Source organism: Chloroflexus sp. MS-G (genome assembly GCF_000735195.1).
Classification (GTDB): Bacteria; Chloroflexota; Chloroflexia; order Chloroflexales; family Chloroflexaceae; genus Chloroflexus.
Map to the genome: position 1 here is coordinate 43,157 of NZ_JPIM01000005.1, position 16,947 is coordinate 60,103.

The 16,947-nt window shown below is 53.7% G+C and carries 17 protein-coding genes; 8 read left to right on the forward strand and 9 right to left on the reverse strand.

Annotated features, from left to right (window positions below):
- Positions 1–72: 72 nt before the first annotated feature.
- Positions 73–537, reverse strand: coding sequence for a GNAT family N-acetyltransferase (locus tag JE47_RS0101750; RefSeq protein WP_031458110.1), 465 nt, complete (start codon positions 535–537; stop codon positions 73–75).
- A gap of 487 nt (positions 538–1,024) precedes the next feature.
- Here JE47_RS0101750 and JE47_RS0101755 point away from each other — a divergent pair, with 487 nt between their 5' ends.
- The 3 genes from JE47_RS0101755 to JE47_RS0101765 all read left to right on the forward strand — a co-directional run bounded on the left by JE47_RS0101755 (position 1,025) and on the right by JE47_RS0101765 (position 4,159).
- Positions 1,025–2,266 (forward strand): multidrug effflux MFS transporter, encoded by a 1,242-nt coding sequence (locus JE47_RS0101755; RefSeq protein ID WP_031458111.1) that lies wholly within the window; start codon positions 1,025–1,027, stop codon positions 2,264–2,266.
- Positions 2,267–2,754: 488 nt separating this feature from the next.
- Positions 2,755–3,228: an SRPBCC family protein gene (locus JE47_RS0101760; protein ID WP_031458112.1), complete on the forward strand. Its 474-nt coding sequence runs from the start codon at positions 2,755–2,757 to the stop codon at positions 3,226–3,228.
- Positions 3,229–3,328: 100 nt separating this feature from the next.
- Positions 3,329–4,159 (forward strand): DUF92 domain-containing protein, encoded by an 831-nt coding sequence (locus JE47_RS0101765; protein ID WP_031458113.1) that lies wholly within the window; start codon positions 3,329–3,331, stop codon positions 4,157–4,159.
- Between the two features lie 92 nt (positions 4,160–4,251).
- On the opposite strand, the gene JE47_RS0101770 is transcribed toward JE47_RS0101765, so the two are convergent.
- The 3 genes from JE47_RS0101770 to JE47_RS0101780 all read right to left on the reverse strand — a co-directional run bounded on the left by JE47_RS0101770 (position 4,252) and on the right by JE47_RS0101780 (position 5,846).
- The gene (locus JE47_RS0101770) at positions 4,252–4,779 is read right to left on the reverse strand and encodes a PspC domain-containing protein (protein WP_031458114.1); all 528 of its coding nucleotides are present in this window, start codon (positions 4,777–4,779) and stop codon (positions 4,252–4,254) included.
- Between the two features lie 202 nt (positions 4,780–4,981).
- On the reverse strand, positions 4,982–5,227 hold the full coding sequence (locus tag JE47_RS0101775; protein ID WP_031458115.1) for a hypothetical protein: 246 nt from the start codon (positions 5,225–5,227) through the stop codon (positions 4,982–4,984).
- 37 nt (positions 5,228–5,264) lie between these two features.
- Positions 5,265–5,846, reverse strand: a complete 582-nt coding sequence (locus JE47_RS0101780; protein ID WP_031458116.1) for a macro domain-containing protein — start codon at positions 5,844–5,846, stop codon at positions 5,265–5,267.
- 322 nt (positions 5,847–6,168) lie between these two features.
- Here JE47_RS0101780 and rsfS point away from each other — a divergent pair, with 322 nt between their 5' ends.
- The 4 genes from rsfS (at position 6,169) to JE47_RS0101800 (ending at position 8,516) form a co-directional block, all read left to right on the forward strand.
- Entirely contained in the window at positions 6,169–6,501 is a 333-nt protein-coding gene (rsfS, locus tag JE47_RS0101785; protein WP_031458117.1) for a ribosome silencing factor, read from the forward strand.
- A gap of 8 nt (positions 6,502–6,509) precedes the next feature.
- The gene (locus JE47_RS0101790) at positions 6,510–6,725 is read left to right on the forward strand and encodes a hypothetical protein (protein ID WP_028458358.1); all 216 of its coding nucleotides are present in this window, start codon (positions 6,510–6,512) and stop codon (positions 6,723–6,725) included.
- A gap of 122 nt (positions 6,726–6,847) precedes the next feature.
- Positions 6,848–7,549: an SDR family oxidoreductase gene (locus JE47_RS0101795; RefSeq protein ID WP_031458118.1), complete on the forward strand. Its 702-nt coding sequence runs from the start codon at positions 6,848–6,850 to the stop codon at positions 7,547–7,549.
- A gap of 100 nt (positions 7,550–7,649) precedes the next feature.
- Positions 7,650–8,516 (forward strand): PAS domain-containing protein, encoded by an 867-nt coding sequence (locus tag JE47_RS0101800; RefSeq protein WP_031458119.1) that lies wholly within the window; start codon positions 7,650–7,652, stop codon positions 8,514–8,516.
- Between the two features lie 370 nt (positions 8,517–8,886).
- Here JE47_RS0101800 and JE47_RS0101805 read toward each other — a convergent pair whose 3' ends face one another.
- Entirely contained in the window at positions 8,887–9,927 is a 1,041-nt protein-coding gene (locus JE47_RS0101805) for an NAD-dependent epimerase/dehydratase family protein (protein WP_031458120.1), read from the reverse strand.
- 15 nt (positions 9,928–9,942) lie between these two features.
- Positions 9,943–11,160, reverse strand: coding sequence for a DUF190 domain-containing protein (locus tag JE47_RS0101810; RefSeq protein ID WP_031458121.1), 1,218 nt, complete (start codon positions 11,158–11,160; stop codon positions 9,943–9,945).
- A 196-nt stretch (positions 11,161–11,356) separates the two neighbouring features.
- Between JE47_RS0101810 and JE47_RS0101815 the strand changes: the two genes are divergently transcribed.
- Complete coding sequence (locus JE47_RS0101815; protein ID WP_031458122.1) at positions 11,357–11,656, forward strand: FHA domain-containing protein; 300 nt, start codon at positions 11,357–11,359, stop codon at positions 11,654–11,656.
- A gap of 61 nt (positions 11,657–11,717) precedes the next feature.
- On the opposite strand, the gene JE47_RS0101820 is transcribed toward JE47_RS0101815, so the two are convergent.
- The 3 genes from JE47_RS0101820 to JE47_RS0101830 all read right to left on the reverse strand — a co-directional run bounded on the left by JE47_RS0101820 (position 11,718) and on the right by JE47_RS0101830 (position 16,936).
- Entirely contained in the window at positions 11,718–12,956 is a 1,239-nt protein-coding gene (locus JE47_RS0101820) for a hypothetical protein (protein ID WP_031458123.1), read from the reverse strand.
- A 98-nt stretch (positions 12,957–13,054) separates the two neighbouring features.
- Positions 13,055–14,491, reverse strand: a complete 1,437-nt coding sequence (locus tag JE47_RS0101825; protein WP_035418825.1) for an MFS transporter — start codon at positions 14,489–14,491, stop codon at positions 13,055–13,057.
- Between the two features lie 120 nt (positions 14,492–14,611).
- On the reverse strand, positions 14,612–16,936 hold the full coding sequence (locus tag JE47_RS0101830; protein WP_031458125.1) for a S8 family serine peptidase: 2,325 nt from the start codon (positions 16,934–16,936) through the stop codon (positions 14,612–14,614).
- Between the last annotated feature and the right edge of the window lie 11 nt (positions 16,937–16,947).

Below are 16,947 nucleotides of genomic sequence, written 5' to 3' on the forward strand. Positions count from 1 at the left end.
CCGTGCCACGACGCACAAGGTTGCTGGTACACTTGCCCATCCTGACCAAGACGACCACAACCTGAACGAACGCTATCGCAACGGCGCCAGATCAAAGCGTATTCGCGGTATCGGTCGCTGCCACTCCGAGATACTTTCGCCAATAACCCGACCACCCATCCGCAGATAGAAACCCACAGCATTCGGATCGGCATCCAGTTCCATCTGGGTGACACCGCGAGCCTGGCATTGAGCAATAGCGTGCTCGAACAACGCTCGTCCAATTCCGCGACCGATCCACGATGGCATAACCCAGAGGTCTTCAAGGATCGCAGGTGAACGATCTGTAAGCAACCGATACCATCCAATCGCTTGCTGAGCGTTATAAGCTACGTAGACCGATGAACGGGCAATGTCCATCGGTGAGATAATCGGTGAAGCTGCCCATGCGGCGATAAGGTGTTCGGGATACCCCCAGTAACTTTTTGCTGCTATTGCAATGAGCTTTAGCGTCGCAGCATCGTGCGGTTGCGCACGAACAATTTCAATCGCTGACATAATATTCAGAATCTGGTTGTATAAACCCGGCTGTGCAGATTATACCAGAACACTCCTTCCATACCAGAGACTGCGAGCCTATCCAAAACATTTCTGAGAGCACTGCAAAAACTCACCACGGAGCACACAGCGTACACAGAGCGTGCAAGGTTTATGAATAAAGAGCGCATGGAAGAAAAATGTTCACAACCCTCTGTTCAATGAACGATAACATTATCTTTCGTCTCTGCGATCTCCGTGGTCTCTGTGGTGGAAAGATCACCTTTTTGCAGTGGAGTCATCTCTGTTTCGAGAGACGAAGGTCATCCTTTACCCGTACTCATTGGAACGCAGTAGGGCTGAGGTATGCCAATGGCTGAAAGGCCAATGTGATGCCCGTTGTACACACCATGGTTGACGACAAATGACAAACCAATGATTGACTTGTCAAAATCACGAACAAACGCGATAATGCTCGAAAAGAAGCAAAGCAAAGGAACACTCGATTATGTCATCACCCAAACCAGAATCCGGGCCGCACATTGGCGAATTCATTGCCATAATGGCGCTCATGACATCACTGGTTGCCCTCTCCATCGACTTAATGCTTCCCGCACTGGCCGATATTGGCACCGACCTCGGTTCGCCACACGCAAACGCCAACCAACTGGTGGTCACAATGGTGTTTGCAGGATTAGCGATAGGTCAACTAGTATATGGACCACTTTCAGATAGCACCGGGCGCAAACCGGCGATCTACCTGGGGTATGCTGTCTTTGGGCTAGGTTCGTTACTAACGATTCTGGCGGTCAATTTCCCCATGATGTTAGCCGGGCGTCTCCTGCAAGGATTGGGGGCGGCCGGGCCGCGAGGTGTTTCTATCGCACTGATCCGCGACCGCTTTGCCGGGCGAGAAATGGCACGGGTGATGTCATTTATGATGGTCGTATTCATCGTGGTACCAATCATTGCCCCAGCATTAGGCCAGGCCATCCTACTCGTTGCCGCGTGGCGAACCATCTTCGTCTTTCTGCTAGGGATAGGAGTTGTATCACTGATCTGGTTTGGGATACGGCAGCCAGAGACCCTCGCACCGCAGCGAAGGGCTCCGTTGTCGGTAAGGCGGATGAGTCGTGCCTTGCACGAAGTCATCCGCAATCCTACTGTCCTCGGTTATACGCTGATGGCTGGAACAGTAGCAGCTATGCTTCAGGCTTACCTCGCCTCAGCACAGCAGATATTTCAAATCCAGTATGCACTGGGGTCACTCTTTCCACTATTCTTTGCCATCAATGCCCTGGCAATAGGTCTGGCCTCGTTCGTCAATGGGCGGCTGGTAATGCGATACGGAATGCACCTGCTGGTAAAGATGGCGCTCTTTGCACTGTGTGGACTGACTATTCTTTTTGCCGGCACAACACTGGTAACCAACGGACAGCCGGAGCTGTGGATGTTGATGGCGTATCTCATCCCATGCTTTTTCTGTATGGGGATTCTTTTCGGCAACATGAACGCCCTGGCGATGGAACCGCTCGGCCATATTGCCGGTGTTGGCGCAGCCGTTGTGAGTTCGCTTTCCACCTTTGTCGCTATTGCACTGAGCGCAGTTATCGGTCAATCGTACAATGGCACTACAACACCGCTAGCGGTCGGCTTTGCTATTCTGAGCCTCATGGCGTTAGGCCTGATGCATTGGAACGAAGGAATGCAACATGCTCCTACCCCCGATTCTGAACCAATGGAACCTTGACAGTCGCGCCGGTCTGTGGTATTATTAACTAATTAGAGATATACAGCATGCTCTCCCCCTGCATCAGTATCATCCACCGCAGTGAGTGCAAACTGTTTGCACTCATACATTGATATTCACATAGCACGGTCTATAGACATACATTCGCTGTAACCTCTTCCGTGTTCAAGATGGACAGGAGTTTGCAGCGTTTTCATTGCTCTACTGTGAAGAGGAGCCATCTCCCCGTATCCCCTCTACTTTCCAGTAGTGGAATGAAGAGCGTTGAACACCCGCTTGCACCGGCACGGTGACGGCCATTACTGCCACGAAACGCCTACCATCAGTGATGGTTGCCTCTTATTTCATTCGTCTATGGAAGCAACCAAGCCAGTTGCGCGGAACATCATCGCTCGCAGAACTGATATGTATAAAACTATTGACATTGCTGTGCAAAGATGGTATGATAACTGTGCAAAGCATTAACAAACCAGAGATAGGAGAATCTCATGATTAAAGTAGGACGGCGCTGCCACATTGAAGGTGTAACCCCTGAGCAAGTATTTACTACACTTTCTGATCCATCCCTGATCGGCCAAATTTTGCCACGTGTTCAGAAGACCGAGTTACACGACCGTGACGATGTTGCCCGTCATGCAAAGCTTGTCACCCATATGTCGATGGGTGGCCTGTTCGGAACCATTCGCTGCGAAGGCGACTTAACATGGCAAGATAATCGCGAGATTGTGTTCACCGTTCGCACACCTCTGCCTGTTGAGACACGCTGGGTAATCAGTCCGGCAATCAACGGTACAGACGTTCAGGTGGTGATGGGCATTGATCTGAAACCACTGCTCGGTGCTATGGCCTCATTTGTACCTGAAAAGACTGTAGCAGACATGTTAGGTTCCGATCTTGAAACAGCACTGCGTGGTGTTGCCAAACAGACGCGGCAGACAGTTTTAGCACGCGCCGCTGCGTAATCATTGTAACTCCCTATCTCTGGTATAATCGCAGAGTACCTGCTCATAGGTGCTCTGCGATCTTTTTTATACCGCTCCGGCAGATGGGTCGGGGGAGACTATGATTGACCTTATGCAGATCGGTCTTGGGTTCGTGCTCAGCATTGTGATCGGCGGGATTGCTTTTGCCCGGCGTTCGTTGAGTGAAAGTGGCTGGTTGGGTGCGATACTGGTTGGAACACTCACGTTTGGGTTTGGCGGTTGGCCCTGGGGTCTGACCCTCATCGTCTTCTTCGTCAGCAGCAGTATCCTCTCACACTACAAAGAATCGATTAAAGAACGACGTGCAGCAGAAAAGTTTGCTAAAGGTGGACGGCGCGACTTTTTTCAGACAATTGCCAATGGTGGACTAGGTGCGTTATGTGCAGTTGCGTATGCGTTGGGTAATCAGCCTCCAGCCCTCCTGGCGGCATTTGTCGGTCTGATGGCAACGGTAACCGCTGACACCTGGGCGACCGAGCTAGGGGTGTTAAGCCCGCATCAGCCACGCCTGATTACGACTCGCCAACCTGTTCCACCAGGTACGTCAGGTGGAGTGACACTCATGGGTACGACCGCAGCCGCAGCAGGTGGATTGTTGATTGGGATAACGATGTTTCTGTTCAGTTGGCTAACGTTACCCGGCGGCTCCCTTCCCTGGTGGATGATTGTGGCAGGATTACTCGGTGGATTGGGCGGCGCACTGTTTGACAGTCTGCTCGGCGCAACGGTACAGGCGATTTATGTCTACCCCGACGGGCGTGAGACCGAACGTCGGATCGCCCGCGATGGAACACCTAATCGCTTCCTTCGCGGCTGGCGCTGGATGGATAACGATCTGGTCAACCTGATTAGCTCAATCGGCGGCGCTGTTATTGCGATAGGCATTGCCGCCCTGGCAGGTGTGCTCTGAACCGGCACTTATGTTCTTCAGCCATTTGCAACGATGGTTGCCCGGCATCTGAACAACAGGGACGGATTCTAAACCCGTCCCTATTATTGCACTCAGCGGCTCCGCCGTAACAAAACCAGCCCGGCAACGATCAATAACAGTGGGAAGAGCAGCGATAGGTTAACACCCAACTGTTCCAGCAAGATAATACCACCTACCCCTATCAAGATCATACCGAGTAAACTCCAATTACGACGGCGTGATGGCGGTGGTGAAAGCTGAACCGTCTCGCCGGTGGCCGGCCCACCAATCGGCTGCCCGGTAAGCGGGTCAAAGCGATACGAGGGATCGGGCGCGTACCCAACACGCGCCTGCCCACCCACTTGACTCTGACCAACAAAGACCTCCTGGTTTACCGGCATCGCACCAGCAGCAGTCGGCATAGAAGGAGTAGGTGGTGTATCCTTCGGCATAATCAACCATAAGACCAGGTAGATTGGCAGGCTAATCCCATTAATGAAAAAGACTAGCACAAAGATCAGGCGAACAATCACCGGATCAACCGCAAAGTAGCGCGCTAATCCGCCACAAACGCCCCCAATCATACGATCAGTGCTGCTACGTGTAAGTCGAGTCTGCATGTATCGGCTCCTTCTAGCCAGGTCATAACGAGTATGTTTATTCATTCTGTCAATTTGACGAAAGTTCTACCAATTGGTTGCAGCTCTGACTGTTATCAAATCTGAAAATGGCGTGGCCGCGCCTATGGCATCACGTCTCTTGCATCCGCCAGTTAAAGGCTTGCACGATTCGCAGGTGCTAAATGCACTTATGCCAATGCAGTTACTCAGCACTTGGTAGCATCATACTGACTGCGGCGTACACCAATCCCTTTTGTTCACCGCCTTCCTCGCACTGACGCCTGCGTTTGGTGAGTGGAACATGGGTTTCACCGCTAAAATGCGTGGCTAGAACGATGGTAACCTGAACAAGGTGAGAGTGCTGTAGACTGCTGAAGCGTAGCTTCAGCAGCCCAAAGAGCGATCCGCTTGCCGACAATTCGGTCACGTAGCACGCAGCAACATCCATGCCAACTGCGGGAAGGAGTTTGGCACTACCATCACCGCTACACAGATTGATCCCGCCCTTGTGATTGCATCCTGGCCCGAATCTGCATCAGCGCATCACGATAGACCGGGAACGTATCGTGCCACAACACCATGCGTACCAGCGTCGGCGTCTGATGTGTTTGCAAATCATCAATGATCGCACGTAATACCAGCGGTGCAGCTCGATCAACCGGAAAGCCATAAATACCGGTTGCGATACTGGGAAAAGCAATACTTTGCAGACCATACTGACGAGCCAGAGCCAGACTTGAGCGGTAAGCACTGATCAACAATCGATCGGCCTCTTCTGGCGGATAGTGTTGAAAGATCGGCCCGACCGCGTGAATAATGTAGCGGGCCTTAAGCGCAAATCCTGGTGTGATCCGGGCTTGCCCGGTTGGACACGGCGCCACCGCAGCGCAGGCCTGTTGTAGCTCAACAGGACCGGCAGAACGGAAAATAGCGCCGCACACACCACCACCCTGTAGCAACTGCTCATTCGCTGCATTCACAATCACATCAACATGCTGGGTCACAATATCGCCCGCGACTAATTCGAGCCGTGAGTGACCGATTGATAATTCTACCGTGTCGTTCATACCCTTCCTCCTTCCCACACGTCTCCATCTCTCTTACCCCGAAGCGTGTGGAAGATTAGAACCCGCTCCTACCGTGCGCCGACGACACTGATCGGCGCACCAACGAGTGGCCTGGCCGCAGACCACGGTCGAAACAGGAAACTGCTGCTCCTACCCACATTTCTCTTCCACCTTCTCTCCTCACCGCTGCCGGATAGTTTGACACAATTTTACCCATGAGCCTTACGATCCTGGTATAATAGTTTTACAAGGTGCGTCAAATATGTTAGGATTCAAGCAAACACATTCACGAACACAGGAGGAGAGAACTATCGAGACCGGAATGATTGCTCGCCGCATCGTCGAGCTGGTCGAAGACAAGCAGGCACACGATATTATCCTGCTTGACATTCGCTCGCAGACAACGATTGCCGATTATTTTATCATCTGCACCGCCGATAACGACCGACAAATGCGTGCGATCATCGACCACGTTGACGAGAAGATTGCAATTGAGCACGGGTTAAACCCGCGGATGGAAGGCAGTGCTGACACTGGCTGGGTTGTGCTCGACTACCGCGATATTGTGGTACACATTTTTAGCCAGTACCAGCGTGAATACTACCGGTTAGAGCGTCTCTGGAGTAAAGCAATACCGGTAGTTGTAGTACAGTGAGGAAACGTATGGGCAAGGAGACTGCGCGGCGCAGAGCAGCGTCGCGGCGTAAACGGTTTGTTCTGTTCGCCAGTGGGGCAGCGCTTGGTAGTGCAATAGGCCTGCTCGTCGGTTCAGTACTGACGTTCTGGATCGGTGAAGGTGCTGCCCGCGCCATTCAGCGTGGCCTGCGTCGGCTAGGCGGCGATGATGGACGACCGCATTTCGACCTGCTAATGCAGTAAGGCATACTGAAATGGGTAACGATGAGGTTGCCGGCAGGGGATGCTCTCCGTTTGTCTGGGCATAGAGGCAACTCTGGCGTTGTTGTGCGCCAGAGTTGTTTGTATTCACGAAAGGCAGCGGTATGGATCTGGCAGGAAAAGTTGCGATTGTTACCGGTGGTACCGGCGGCTTAGGCATTGCTGTGGTAGATCGTCTGCTGACGGCTGGTGCTACTGTTATCATTCCCTATGTGCATCAAGAGGCCTTTCAGGGTCTGGCTGAACGATTGCCGGCGGTGATCGGCATCCAGCTCGATCTCACCGACGAACCGGCAACGCGCTCGGCATACGCGACGATTGCCAATGATCACGGTGGCATTGATATTTTGGTAAACGCCGCTGGTGGCTTTGCCGGTGGTGAGCCGGTACATCAGACCTCGTGGGAACTCTGGCAATCGCAAATCGATATCAATCTGAAAACGGCAGTTATCTCGTGTGCGGCAGCCATTCCACACCTGATTACTCGCGGTGGCGGCGCTATTGTCAATGTCAGTAGTCGTACTGCTACACAATCCGGTGCCAACCTGGCTGCTTATGCCGCAGCGAAGCGGGCCGTTTTGCAATTAACGGAAGCCCTGGCAGTTGAGCTACGTCCGCACAATATCACCGTCAACGCTGTCTTACCAAGCGTGATCGACACACCGGCTAATCGAGCGGCGATGCCGAAAGCAAATTATGAGGTGTGGGTCAAACCCGCCGAGATTGCCGATGTGATCCATTTTCTGGTTAGCCCTGCCGCCAGAATTATTAGCGGAGCGGCGATACCGGTGTATGGGCGGGCGTAGGGGAAGATTGACAGTTTACGACACCTTCTCTACAATCAACCGTAGCCGCGCTGCCTAACGACCAAGGCGTCAGTCTGTCCGTGCCAGGAAGGGAATGGTTATGTCAATCGACACCCAGGGTCTGTTCCGCGAACTTAACGATCTTCGTCATCGTTATGCGATGCTTGTGCGGGCACTACGTCTAATGATTTACGACTATGATGTCGCCACCGGCAACATTACCTGGAGTGGTGAAACAGAACACGTGTGTGGACGCTCGATCAACGAGCTTGATGGCGGAATTGCGCAATGGGAAGCGCTCATCCATCCCGAAGATCGTGAACGAGCCGTTCGCCTGTTGGGTGAAGCCGAAGCCAGCCTGAGTGAATACGACATTGAGTATCGCTTTGCTCATAAGAACGGCTCGTATGTATGGATTCTCGACCGTGGCTACTTTCTGGTCGGGCCTGACGGTAAGGCGGCCCGGATGGTCGGGATGATGCAGAACATCAGCGATATTAAGGCGATTGAGTTCGAGCGCCTTCAGATGCAGGAAGAGATTATTGCTGCCCAAGAGCGGGCATTACGTGAGTTGAGCACGCCGTTGGTGCCGATTAGCGATCAGGCGGTAGCGTTGCCACTAGTGGGATCAATTGATCAACGCCGCGCCGGGATGATTATCGAGACCTTATTAGAAGGGGTTGCTGCCCGTGGGGCCGAGATTGTGATCATTGACATCACCGGTGTAACGACGGTCGATACCTTTATCGCCGATGCTCTGATTCGGGCAGCACGGGCAGTACGTCTGCTTGGTGCTCAGGTGGTGTTGACGGGGATCAGCCCTGAAGTCGCACAGACGCTGGTCAGTCTTGGCGCAGATTTAAGTGTCTTCGAGACCCGTGCGACGTTGCAAGATGGGATTGCACTGGCGATGAATGGTATCACGCGCAGCAGATGGAACGACCGTGACAACGAACGTCAGTATTAGTGCCGTTCCGAATAATCGTCTCACCGTGCAACGGATGCAACCTATCAATGGATGTACGGGCGCAGCGCTACTACAACAGGAGATGTCGGATAGGCGCTCCGTGACTATCGTCGTGGAACTTCGGAGGAGCGAGGCGACACCTCGCCCCTACCGATGATCGATTTTTCGGATAGGCGCTTCATAGCCGTTGGGTTGATAACATCTACCCTTTAGTCAGGGTTTCCAGACCTGAATGAGAACATTCTCTATCATCGGTGTATCAGCCACACATACTGGCCTTGAACTACAGAAGAAACGTGGGCTACTGCGACCGCTCTAGCAAAGAGCGGTCGGTTTGGGTAGCCCATCAGGGAGACGTTTGACCCTACTCCTAGAAAAACAGCTTTGCAAAGCGCAAGATACCCTGACTCCAGGGAACACGGTGCGATACACCGGTCTGCTGACCGAACTTATGCGCATTTTCGACATACCATTTGAAATTACGCACCAGTGCCTCTTTGTTCGAGTATTTTGGTGTAAAGCCTAATACCCGCTCGGCCTTTTCTACCGACACAAACGAGTCTTCGGTAACGGTACCGTAAGCCCATTTGTAGACTGGCGATAATTTCAGTTTTTCCAGAATCGCCAAAGCCCAGACCATTGGTGCTGCCGGAAAGGTAATAATCTTCTTACCATAACCCGCAGCATCGAGCACTGCTTGAAAATCCTCTTTGATGGTTCCGAACTCTTTTGCACCGATGTTGAAGGTATCGTTGACCCGATCGCGATCAAGGCGTAGGCAAAGAACAATTGCCTCACAGAGGTCTTCAACATCGAGCAACTGATAGCGATTTTTGCCATTTCCCGGCAAGGGGAAGTTCCGCCCATCCATCGCCCAATCGTACAGCATAGCGAAGATGCCTAACCGTTCGGGACCAACGAACGATTTCGGGCGGAGAATCGGAACACACATTCCGGCCCGGCGAAATTCGAGACACAGCTCTTCGGCTTTGACCTTCGCCTCGCCGTAAGGGCCAACACCACTGAGCGGATCGGTCTCCAACAGTGGATGATGATCGGGAATGCCGTACACTGCCGTTGAGGAGATATGGACCACCCGCTCAACGCCGTGCTCACGCGCCGACTCGAGGACATTGCGCGTACCGTCGATGTCGGTTGAGAAGATGTCAGCCGGTGAATAGAGTGGGAGAGCGGCTGCGGTATGAACTACAAAGCGCACATCTTTCATTGCCCGGTCTACCGCTGCCCGGTCGCGAATATCGCCGGTATGCTCTTCGATCTGATTGCGTTCGGGATAATCGAAAGGAGCAATATCGAGCGAACGGACAAGATACCCGCGCGCCAGTAAGTAACGGGTGAGATTGATCCCCAGAAAACCGGCGCCTCCGGTGATTAAAACACGATCAGCCATAGCTTTTCATTCCTACTATTGTTGTAGTAAGGCCCTGATCAAGGCCCCACGTGCGATTATACCCGATAGTCGGCCATCGGGATCAACCACCGGCAGTCGTTCAGCTTGATGGACTAACAACTGCTGTGCAGCCAGACTAAGCCCGGCATCAAGTGCAACTGTCGGCAGTGACGGCTCTACCAGTTCATCTATCGTTTGCCGGGCACCGGGTAGAGCAGTAACCGGCGTTGGCTGAGTACGACGTAATGCCGCCAGGAGCAGGTTCCGTTCATCACCTTGCACATACGACAACACCCGCGTGAGTCGTAACACACCGACCAGCCGTTGCTGATCATCAACTACAAATGCCACGTGACCGGGTGCAGTGATTAAGATCGCCAGAGCTGTGGCCAGCGATTGACCAAGCGCAACTCGGGCAGTAGCCGCCTGCATGACCATACGTACCCGCACTTCACCCTGCTCGGTGGAGGTTGACTGTTGTGCCGCTGCCTGTAAGATTTCGTGGTGACCAAACATCCCAACGAGCCGCCCCTGTTCATCAACCACCGGCATCTGGGTATACCCCCACTCGATCATCACTGCCAGTGCCTGCGTGATCGGCGTCGTCTGTGCAACACCCCGCACATCACGATTCACAATTTCGCCAACGGTACGGCCTTTCAACGACGCTAGCACTGCTGTGCCCTCTGCTGGTTCTAATACCTTGAGCAGTTCCGGCGCCAGGCGCAACCCGGCCCGCCATGCCAGCTCGCGAGGAGAAATAACGCCAATCACAGCATCATTGTCGATCACCGGTAACAATTCGCTGCGACCGGCTACAAAATGCTCTAACACCTCAATCAGTGGAGTGTCAGGTGTGATGATCCTAGACGGTTGCTGCATCAGTTCAGACACCATCTCAACATCAAATGGCCCACTTGGGCGCAAGATGCCCTGCGCTACGTCCACCGGCTCAACCGTGATCAGCGCACGCGGTGCAAGCTCGCTGATATACGGTAACAGACGTTTAATTCGCCCAACCGAATCAACCCACTCGATAACTATTGGCTGACGTTCAGCTTCTGGCGCAACCTGACGTTGTGGCCCGAAGCCGGTTAATGCAGCCAACACTGTCGCGCCGGTTGCGCCACTCTGCCGCAAAATGGCAAGCACTGCTTTGTACAACGGTCGATCACCAGCCCAATCCTCGCCATTCAAGTATATGCGCACCCGTTGGATTGCTGATTTCGTCATTGCGTGCTCCTTCCCTGATGGGATGGCAGATTTCCCGACGTAACGAGGCTCCCCAGGTAATGTGATCTGCTCTCTATCGTGCTCGATAACAGACATTCTGCAATAGCCCAAAGGTCACTCTTGACAAATGAGATTTTAATGAGAATCATAAGGCTATATCGTTGTATCGCACTAGTTATGTTCATTGGAGGCCGCTATGAGCCGAGAACTTACCCTCATCGGCGTGTCCGGATCGCGAACCGGACAACAGATTGTGGTCAATCGGCGTAGCATGGTGATTGGCAGTGCCCGTCAGTGTGACATTGTGCTTTATGATCGGCAAGTGCTAGAGCGCCATGCTGAGATTGCCCAGGCACTTGAGCGATGGTTTGTGACACCACTCGACCATAGTGCTCTGGTTGCCCTCAATGGTCAGCGGATCAATTCTCGCCAACGGCTGAACCACGGCGATCTGCTGTCGATAGGCAGCGCGACCTTTAAAGTTGCCGACCGCTAACCAGAAGTACCTCCCATGGACAGGACATCCTCGGTGATGGAGGGTGTCCTGTTCTTTTACTTCAGAAGCCAACATCAATGATCGTGCGCCCGGTCCGATCTTGAAAGAAGCCTACTCCATCTTGAATTAGCCCGACGTAGAAGCCCATCCGTGTTTCGCGCTGTAAAATACGCACTCGCCCAATAACCTCGGCCTCTTCACCAGGGTAGAGAAAATCTTCCACAAAGGGCTGCGCCCACGCTTCGGGTGGACGCGGTGAAATAGCCCAGCGATACGGGTATCGCTTTGGCCCACCGCCACTGTTAGCATCCCAATCCATTCCCACGCGCCAAAAACCACCAGCCTGAGCAGCATACCTCCCATCTTCAACTGAAGAGAAGACTTCGTCGGTCGTATATTCGTACCCGCTCGGTGGCCCATAGGTACGAATTGGAACGGTACCGGTATTGCGCACCCGAATAGTGACAGTGATGACTTCGCCCAGCATCACTCGCTGCGGCGCAATCATCGAGTAGACGATCCGTGCTTCTGGTTGACCGACATCGACCAGCGTGATCTGGCCCTGGCGCTGGACAACATTCCCAAAGGTATCTTCAGCCCGTACCGTGTAGGTATAGACTCCAGCATCAAGTAACGACCCGTTGGGTCGCTTGCCATTCCAGACGTGACGCTGCTCGTAGGGGCCTTCCTCTTCGCGGGTCACAACCGGAATGATCTCGCCATTTGGCGCCATAACCTCAATATTGATCGTCGCACTGACAGGTAGCCGGTAGGTAAATTCGGCAACATCATCGATTGCATCGGCATTAGGAGAAATAACTGGTGGCCAGACCATCAAATTTTCGATTTCAGGTGGTTCAATTGGTTCCCCATCGATGATCAAGGGAAGCCGTCGCTCGTCGCTGGCAGTACCTTCAGCGGCCCGTGCTGCCACCACCAAGGTATATTGACCTGGAGGTAACAAACGGCGCAAGACTTGGGGATCATCAGTCGGTACACTCCCATCGAAGCGCAATATGTAGGGATCAGATGCTGCTGCTCGTGGTTGTGATCGACGCAGTTCATACCGTTGACCGGCAGCATCAAGGATGTAAATATCGACCAGAGCCGCTCGCCCAACCTGATACTGGATCGCTAAAGGGGTATCACGCCCTGGACTGTAACGTTCGGCAGTTACCACAACCTCTCCTAGCAATGGCGCCGTACTACATCCACTTAGGCCGAGCATCGTGATCCAGAGCAGGACAATTCCACCGATCACAATGAGCGGTTTTGTAGCACGCCACACAATGTTGCTCATCTGCTATCCTCCATACCCATACTCGTTACTGTAATGATCGTCACCACAGAGACCACAGAGAAAGCTCATGGGTCTTTCGGGTCTGCATTCCCTCCCTCTTAATCGGCTACCGGCTGTTTCACCGGCACGAGCTGGCGTTGTAATGCCCGACCACCGAACAGCGATGGAACAATTGCCAGAGTGGCGATCAGCGCGGCAACACGCATTGCCACATCGTAGCCACCGGCCAGGATTGTTGGCGGAGCAGCCGTAATCGGTGTGACCGGAGCACCATTTAAGGCAAAGACTTGTGAAGCCCATACTGCTCCAGCCAGAGCAATACCACCAGTTTGGCCGACAGTACGCACCACCGCCAGCAATCCACTCGTGACCCCTAACGCTTCTGGAGGAGCATTTCCTAATATCGTACTGTTATTCGGACTTTGAAACAAGCCTACTCCAATCCCGAGCAACACCAGAAAGCCCACCATCTGCGGAAGCGGTGTTGTTGGCGTGCTGAAGCTTAAGCCCAACAATGCCAGTCCGGTTACAATCAGGCCAGCGATCGTCAATACTCTTGAACCAAACCGATCTGACAGCCGACCACTGATCGGCGAGGTCAGCGACAGTGCTATGGGCAGAGACATCAGCATAAAACCGGTTCGCTGGAGGTCGAATTGATACACCAACTGAAAAAAGAGAGGGGTGAGTAGTAAATTGAATGAAATGCCTAGAAAAAGCACCAGAGCTGCCAGCAAATTAAGCGAAAAGGCGAGACGCCGGAAGATACGCAATTGCAACATCGGCTGCGGGTAACGCAATTCCCAGAAGACAAAGAGCACACCACCCATCAGTGCGGCAACAAAGAGACCAATAACTCGCGCATCACGCCAGCCCCATATCGGCCCTTCAGTTAGCCCCAACAACAGGAAGAACAAGGCAGCCGCCATCAGGAACGCGCCAACCAGATCGAACCGCTGTCCGGGTCGTGTCGTTTGATCGGGAGCAATCGCACGTATCGTTAGCCACCAGCCAATGATGCCAATGGGCAAATTTACGAAAAAGATCGCTTCCCAACCAACATAGCGCAGCAGAATCCCACCTAAAGCAGGACCAATCAGAATACCGGCAGCAACAAATGAACCGATGGCTCCCAGCGCCAACCCACGCTCGTGAGCAGGAAAAGCCGTTACCAGCAGAGCCGGACCGACGGCCTGGATCATTGCGGCTCCAATACCTTGCAGAACCCGAAAGGCAATCAGTGCTGTTATCGAAGGAGCAGTTGCGCAGAGCAATGAAGCGACGGTAAAAAGGCCAAATCCGATCAGGTATATCCGCCGCTTGCCGTACATATCTCCCAGTCGCCCCATAATCAAGAGGCTGCATGCAAGGGTCAGCAGATAACCCAGGACAACCCACTCCACGATGTTCAGATTGCTGCCAAATGCCTGCACGAGGGTATTAAGGGCAATATTGACAATCGAGCCGTCAATGGTCGAAACTAATACGCCACTACCAACTGCCGCTAGCGCCCACCACTTACGTCGTTCGTTCACATACCACCTCATCTCTTTTGTAACACATTGTGCATTCTACCGCACTCTGCTGGGAATGACGAAAGACCATCGCCTGGCGGTGCCACCACTCGCCCTCACAACACGCGCCCTGCTCTCTTCTCAGCGCGCACCCAACGCCCGGCGTACCGCTGCTGCCACATCGAGTAAACCGGCTCCAACACCGTTTCCAGCCCCACAGCGATCACCATCACTATGCGGATAAGGACGGGCCGTTTCCTTGAGGATACGCGTGGTTGTGTCGATGTCACCAATGAGCGCAGGATTTGCCGACCACATGAGTGCAACCGCACCGGCAACATGCGGGCCAGCCATTGAAGTGCCTTCGGCACGGTAGTAGCTCTGGTTGGGAAAAGCCGCCAGAATATCAACACCTGGCGCAACCAGATCGGGTTTGGGCCGCAGGCTTCCATCAACCTGTACCGGACCGACACTGCTGAAGAACGCCAGGCGACCCTCAGCATCAACGGCCCCAACCGTCATAACCTCGTCGTAAATGGCAAGCGGCGCATTGAGCGAGCCACAGGCTGGGCCATCGTTACCGGCACTAGCTACCACAAAGACTCCAGCGATGCGTAATGCGCGCACCGCCGGTTGCAGTGACATAACCGTGCAGCCTTCTAAGTCGGAAGGACATCCCCACGAATTGTTCAAAATATGCGCTCCGCGCGTCGGATTCCCGTCACGAAAGGGATCACCTCCAGACGGGTATGGCGCGAAGAGAAATTGCAGGCAATCAAGATAGCGCGGTGCATTACCGAGGTTACGGGCAAGATTGACGCATCCGATCCACGTCGCATCAGGGGCTACCCCAACCTGATTGCCAAGCACAGTTGCCAATGTATGAGTACCGTGACCACTCACATCATACGGTGCCGGAGCGTTTGTCCAGGGATCGAGCCAGTGATAGGTATGCTCAATACCACTCGCTGTACGACCAGCGTAGGCATCACTCAATTCTGGATGCGTGTAATCAACGCCTGAATCGGCCTGACCGATAATAATGCCTGCCCCCCGAATACCACGCGCCCACACCTCTGGCGCACCAATGGCAACCAGATTCCAAGGTGTTTCTGTCGGAGGCGGTTCGTTCCCTACAGCCGTTTGCGGGCTAATCGGTAACGGTCGCAGATGGGGTACCGGTATTACCTCGGCCACTTCTGGTCGACTCTGGAGCCATAGCCGCACTGGCAGATCGGCTTCTACCTCTAATCCATTGACCAGGTAATACGGTGTGTAACGTATACCCAGGCGGTCAAGCGTTGACCGTAACGGCGCTTGCGTGATCGTGGCGTGACTAACGAGGCGCTGATAGACCGCGGTTCGCCGCTTGTTATAGTCGGCAATTGTTTCCAGCCCATTAAGCACCGCCTGATCGCGCAACACAACAAATAGACGGTCGCCATTCGGCGCCGCCCGACCGCCGACAATGAGCAGCATGACACCCATAACCGCGAGCACGCCTGCACCGATGGTATGTATGCGCCGGTTAGGGAGATAACGGATCAGCAGTATAGCGAGAATCGCCAGGATCGTCTGCCCGATTGCCGCCAGGATCGCAAGATGCAAACCTTCGGGAAAGCTACCGAACAGGAACAGGGGATGCAACGTATCTGAGTCGGTGAACGCTAGCGGCACACCGATATACCACACCCCAAAAAGCGTTCCAACCGACGTAATCGCAGGTATGGTTGCGTCCTTAGCCAACGACAGCAAGAGCCAACCCGCTGCCGGTGTGCTAAATAAAAAGATGAGCGCTGCGTGGTTCGGCCCCAGTGCACGACTGACTATAAGGAGCAGCAAGCCAATTGCGGCTCCTTCAGCTAGCCACACCCCAACGGTCGTTGGTTGCTGCCAGCTCAACGGTGGCCGCCACATCAGCAATCGGCCAACGATCCAGCCAACCACTCCGCCGAGCAAGAGGGCCAACCCCAGATCAAACCATGAACCAGGTGCGCCAATGACCAGCCATGGCAGACTGGTAAGCAAGCCAATACTCAACACCAGTGGCGACCAGTGCCAGTGAAATGGTTGGTGGCGGGTAAGCCAGGTGATCCCCAGTGCGTAGCACAGGCACACGCCGAGCTGTACCAATACCTGAAACTGACTCTCGACTGACGGAATAAGGCTGGTACCGGCCAGCAGAGCAGGCAGTGGCAAGGCTGCCAGCCAGCGCAACGCGACATCGCGTACTGCACCTCTGGTCAAGCCAACCCAAATCGCGAAGATGACTGCACTGATGGCAAGGCTGATCCAAATCACGATCAGCCGTCCTCCGCCACCAGCTCCAGACAGGCTTACACCGATTTCAACCAGACGCAAGAACCCGTTGATCGTCAATCCAATCGCCAGTATTACTATCAGCAGACAACCAACTGTCCACGAAATCCGCTGCGATGGTAATGATTGATTGAATGAAGGTTCCATAATCCGTGATA

Excerpts from the sequence above, each read along its gene's own strand:
- JE47_RS0101750 (WP_031458110.1), bottom strand. The coding sequence starts at position 537 with ATGTCAGCGATTGAAATTGTTCGTGCGCAACCGCACGATGCTGCGACG.
- JE47_RS0101755 (WP_031458111.1), top strand. The coding sequence starts at position 1,025 with ATGTCATCACCCAAACCAGAATCCGGGCCGCACATTGGCGAATTCATT.
- JE47_RS0101760 (WP_031458112.1), top strand. The coding sequence starts at position 2,755 with ATGATTAAAGTAGGACGGCGCTGCCACATTGAAGGTGTAACCCCTGAG.
- JE47_RS0101765 (WP_031458113.1), top strand. The coding sequence starts at position 3,329 with ATGATTGACCTTATGCAGATCGGTCTTGGGTTCGTGCTCAGCATTGTG.
- JE47_RS0101770 (WP_031458114.1), bottom strand. The coding sequence starts at position 4,779 with ATGCAGACTCGACTTACACGTAGCAGCACTGATCGTATGATTGGGGGC.
- JE47_RS0101775 (WP_031458115.1), bottom strand. The coding sequence starts at position 5,227 with ATGGATGTTGCTGCGTGCTACGTGACCGAATTGTCGGCAAGCGGATCG.
- JE47_RS0101780 (WP_031458116.1), bottom strand. The coding sequence starts at position 5,846 with ATGAACGACACGGTAGAATTATCAATCGGTCACTCACGGCTCGAATTA.
- rsfS (WP_031458117.1), top strand. The coding sequence starts at position 6,169 with ATGATTGCTCGCCGCATCGTCGAGCTGGTCGAAGACAAGCAGGCACAC.
- JE47_RS0101790 (WP_028458358.1), top strand. The coding sequence starts at position 6,510 with ATGGGCAAGGAGACTGCGCGGCGCAGAGCAGCGTCGCGGCGTAAACGG.
- JE47_RS0101795 (WP_031458118.1), top strand. The coding sequence starts at position 6,848 with ATGGATCTGGCAGGAAAAGTTGCGATTGTTACCGGTGGTACCGGCGGC.
- JE47_RS0101800 (WP_031458119.1), top strand. The coding sequence starts at position 7,650 with ATGTCAATCGACACCCAGGGTCTGTTCCGCGAACTTAACGATCTTCGT.
- JE47_RS0101805 (WP_031458120.1), bottom strand. The coding sequence starts at position 9,927 with ATGGCTGATCGTGTTTTAATCACCGGAGGCGCCGGTTTTCTGGGGATC.
- JE47_RS0101810 (WP_031458121.1), bottom strand. The coding sequence starts at position 11,160 with ATGACGAAATCAGCAATCCAACGGGTGCGCATATACTTGAATGGCGAG.
- JE47_RS0101815 (WP_031458122.1), top strand. The coding sequence starts at position 11,357 with ATGAGCCGAGAACTTACCCTCATCGGCGTGTCCGGATCGCGAACCGGA.
- JE47_RS0101820 (WP_031458123.1), bottom strand. The coding sequence starts at position 12,956 with ATGAGCAACATTGTGTGGCGTGCTACAAAACCGCTCATTGTGATCGGT.
- JE47_RS0101830 (WP_031458125.1), bottom strand. The coding sequence starts at position 16,936 with ATGGAACCTTCATTCAATCAATCATTACCATCGCAGCGGATTTCGTGG.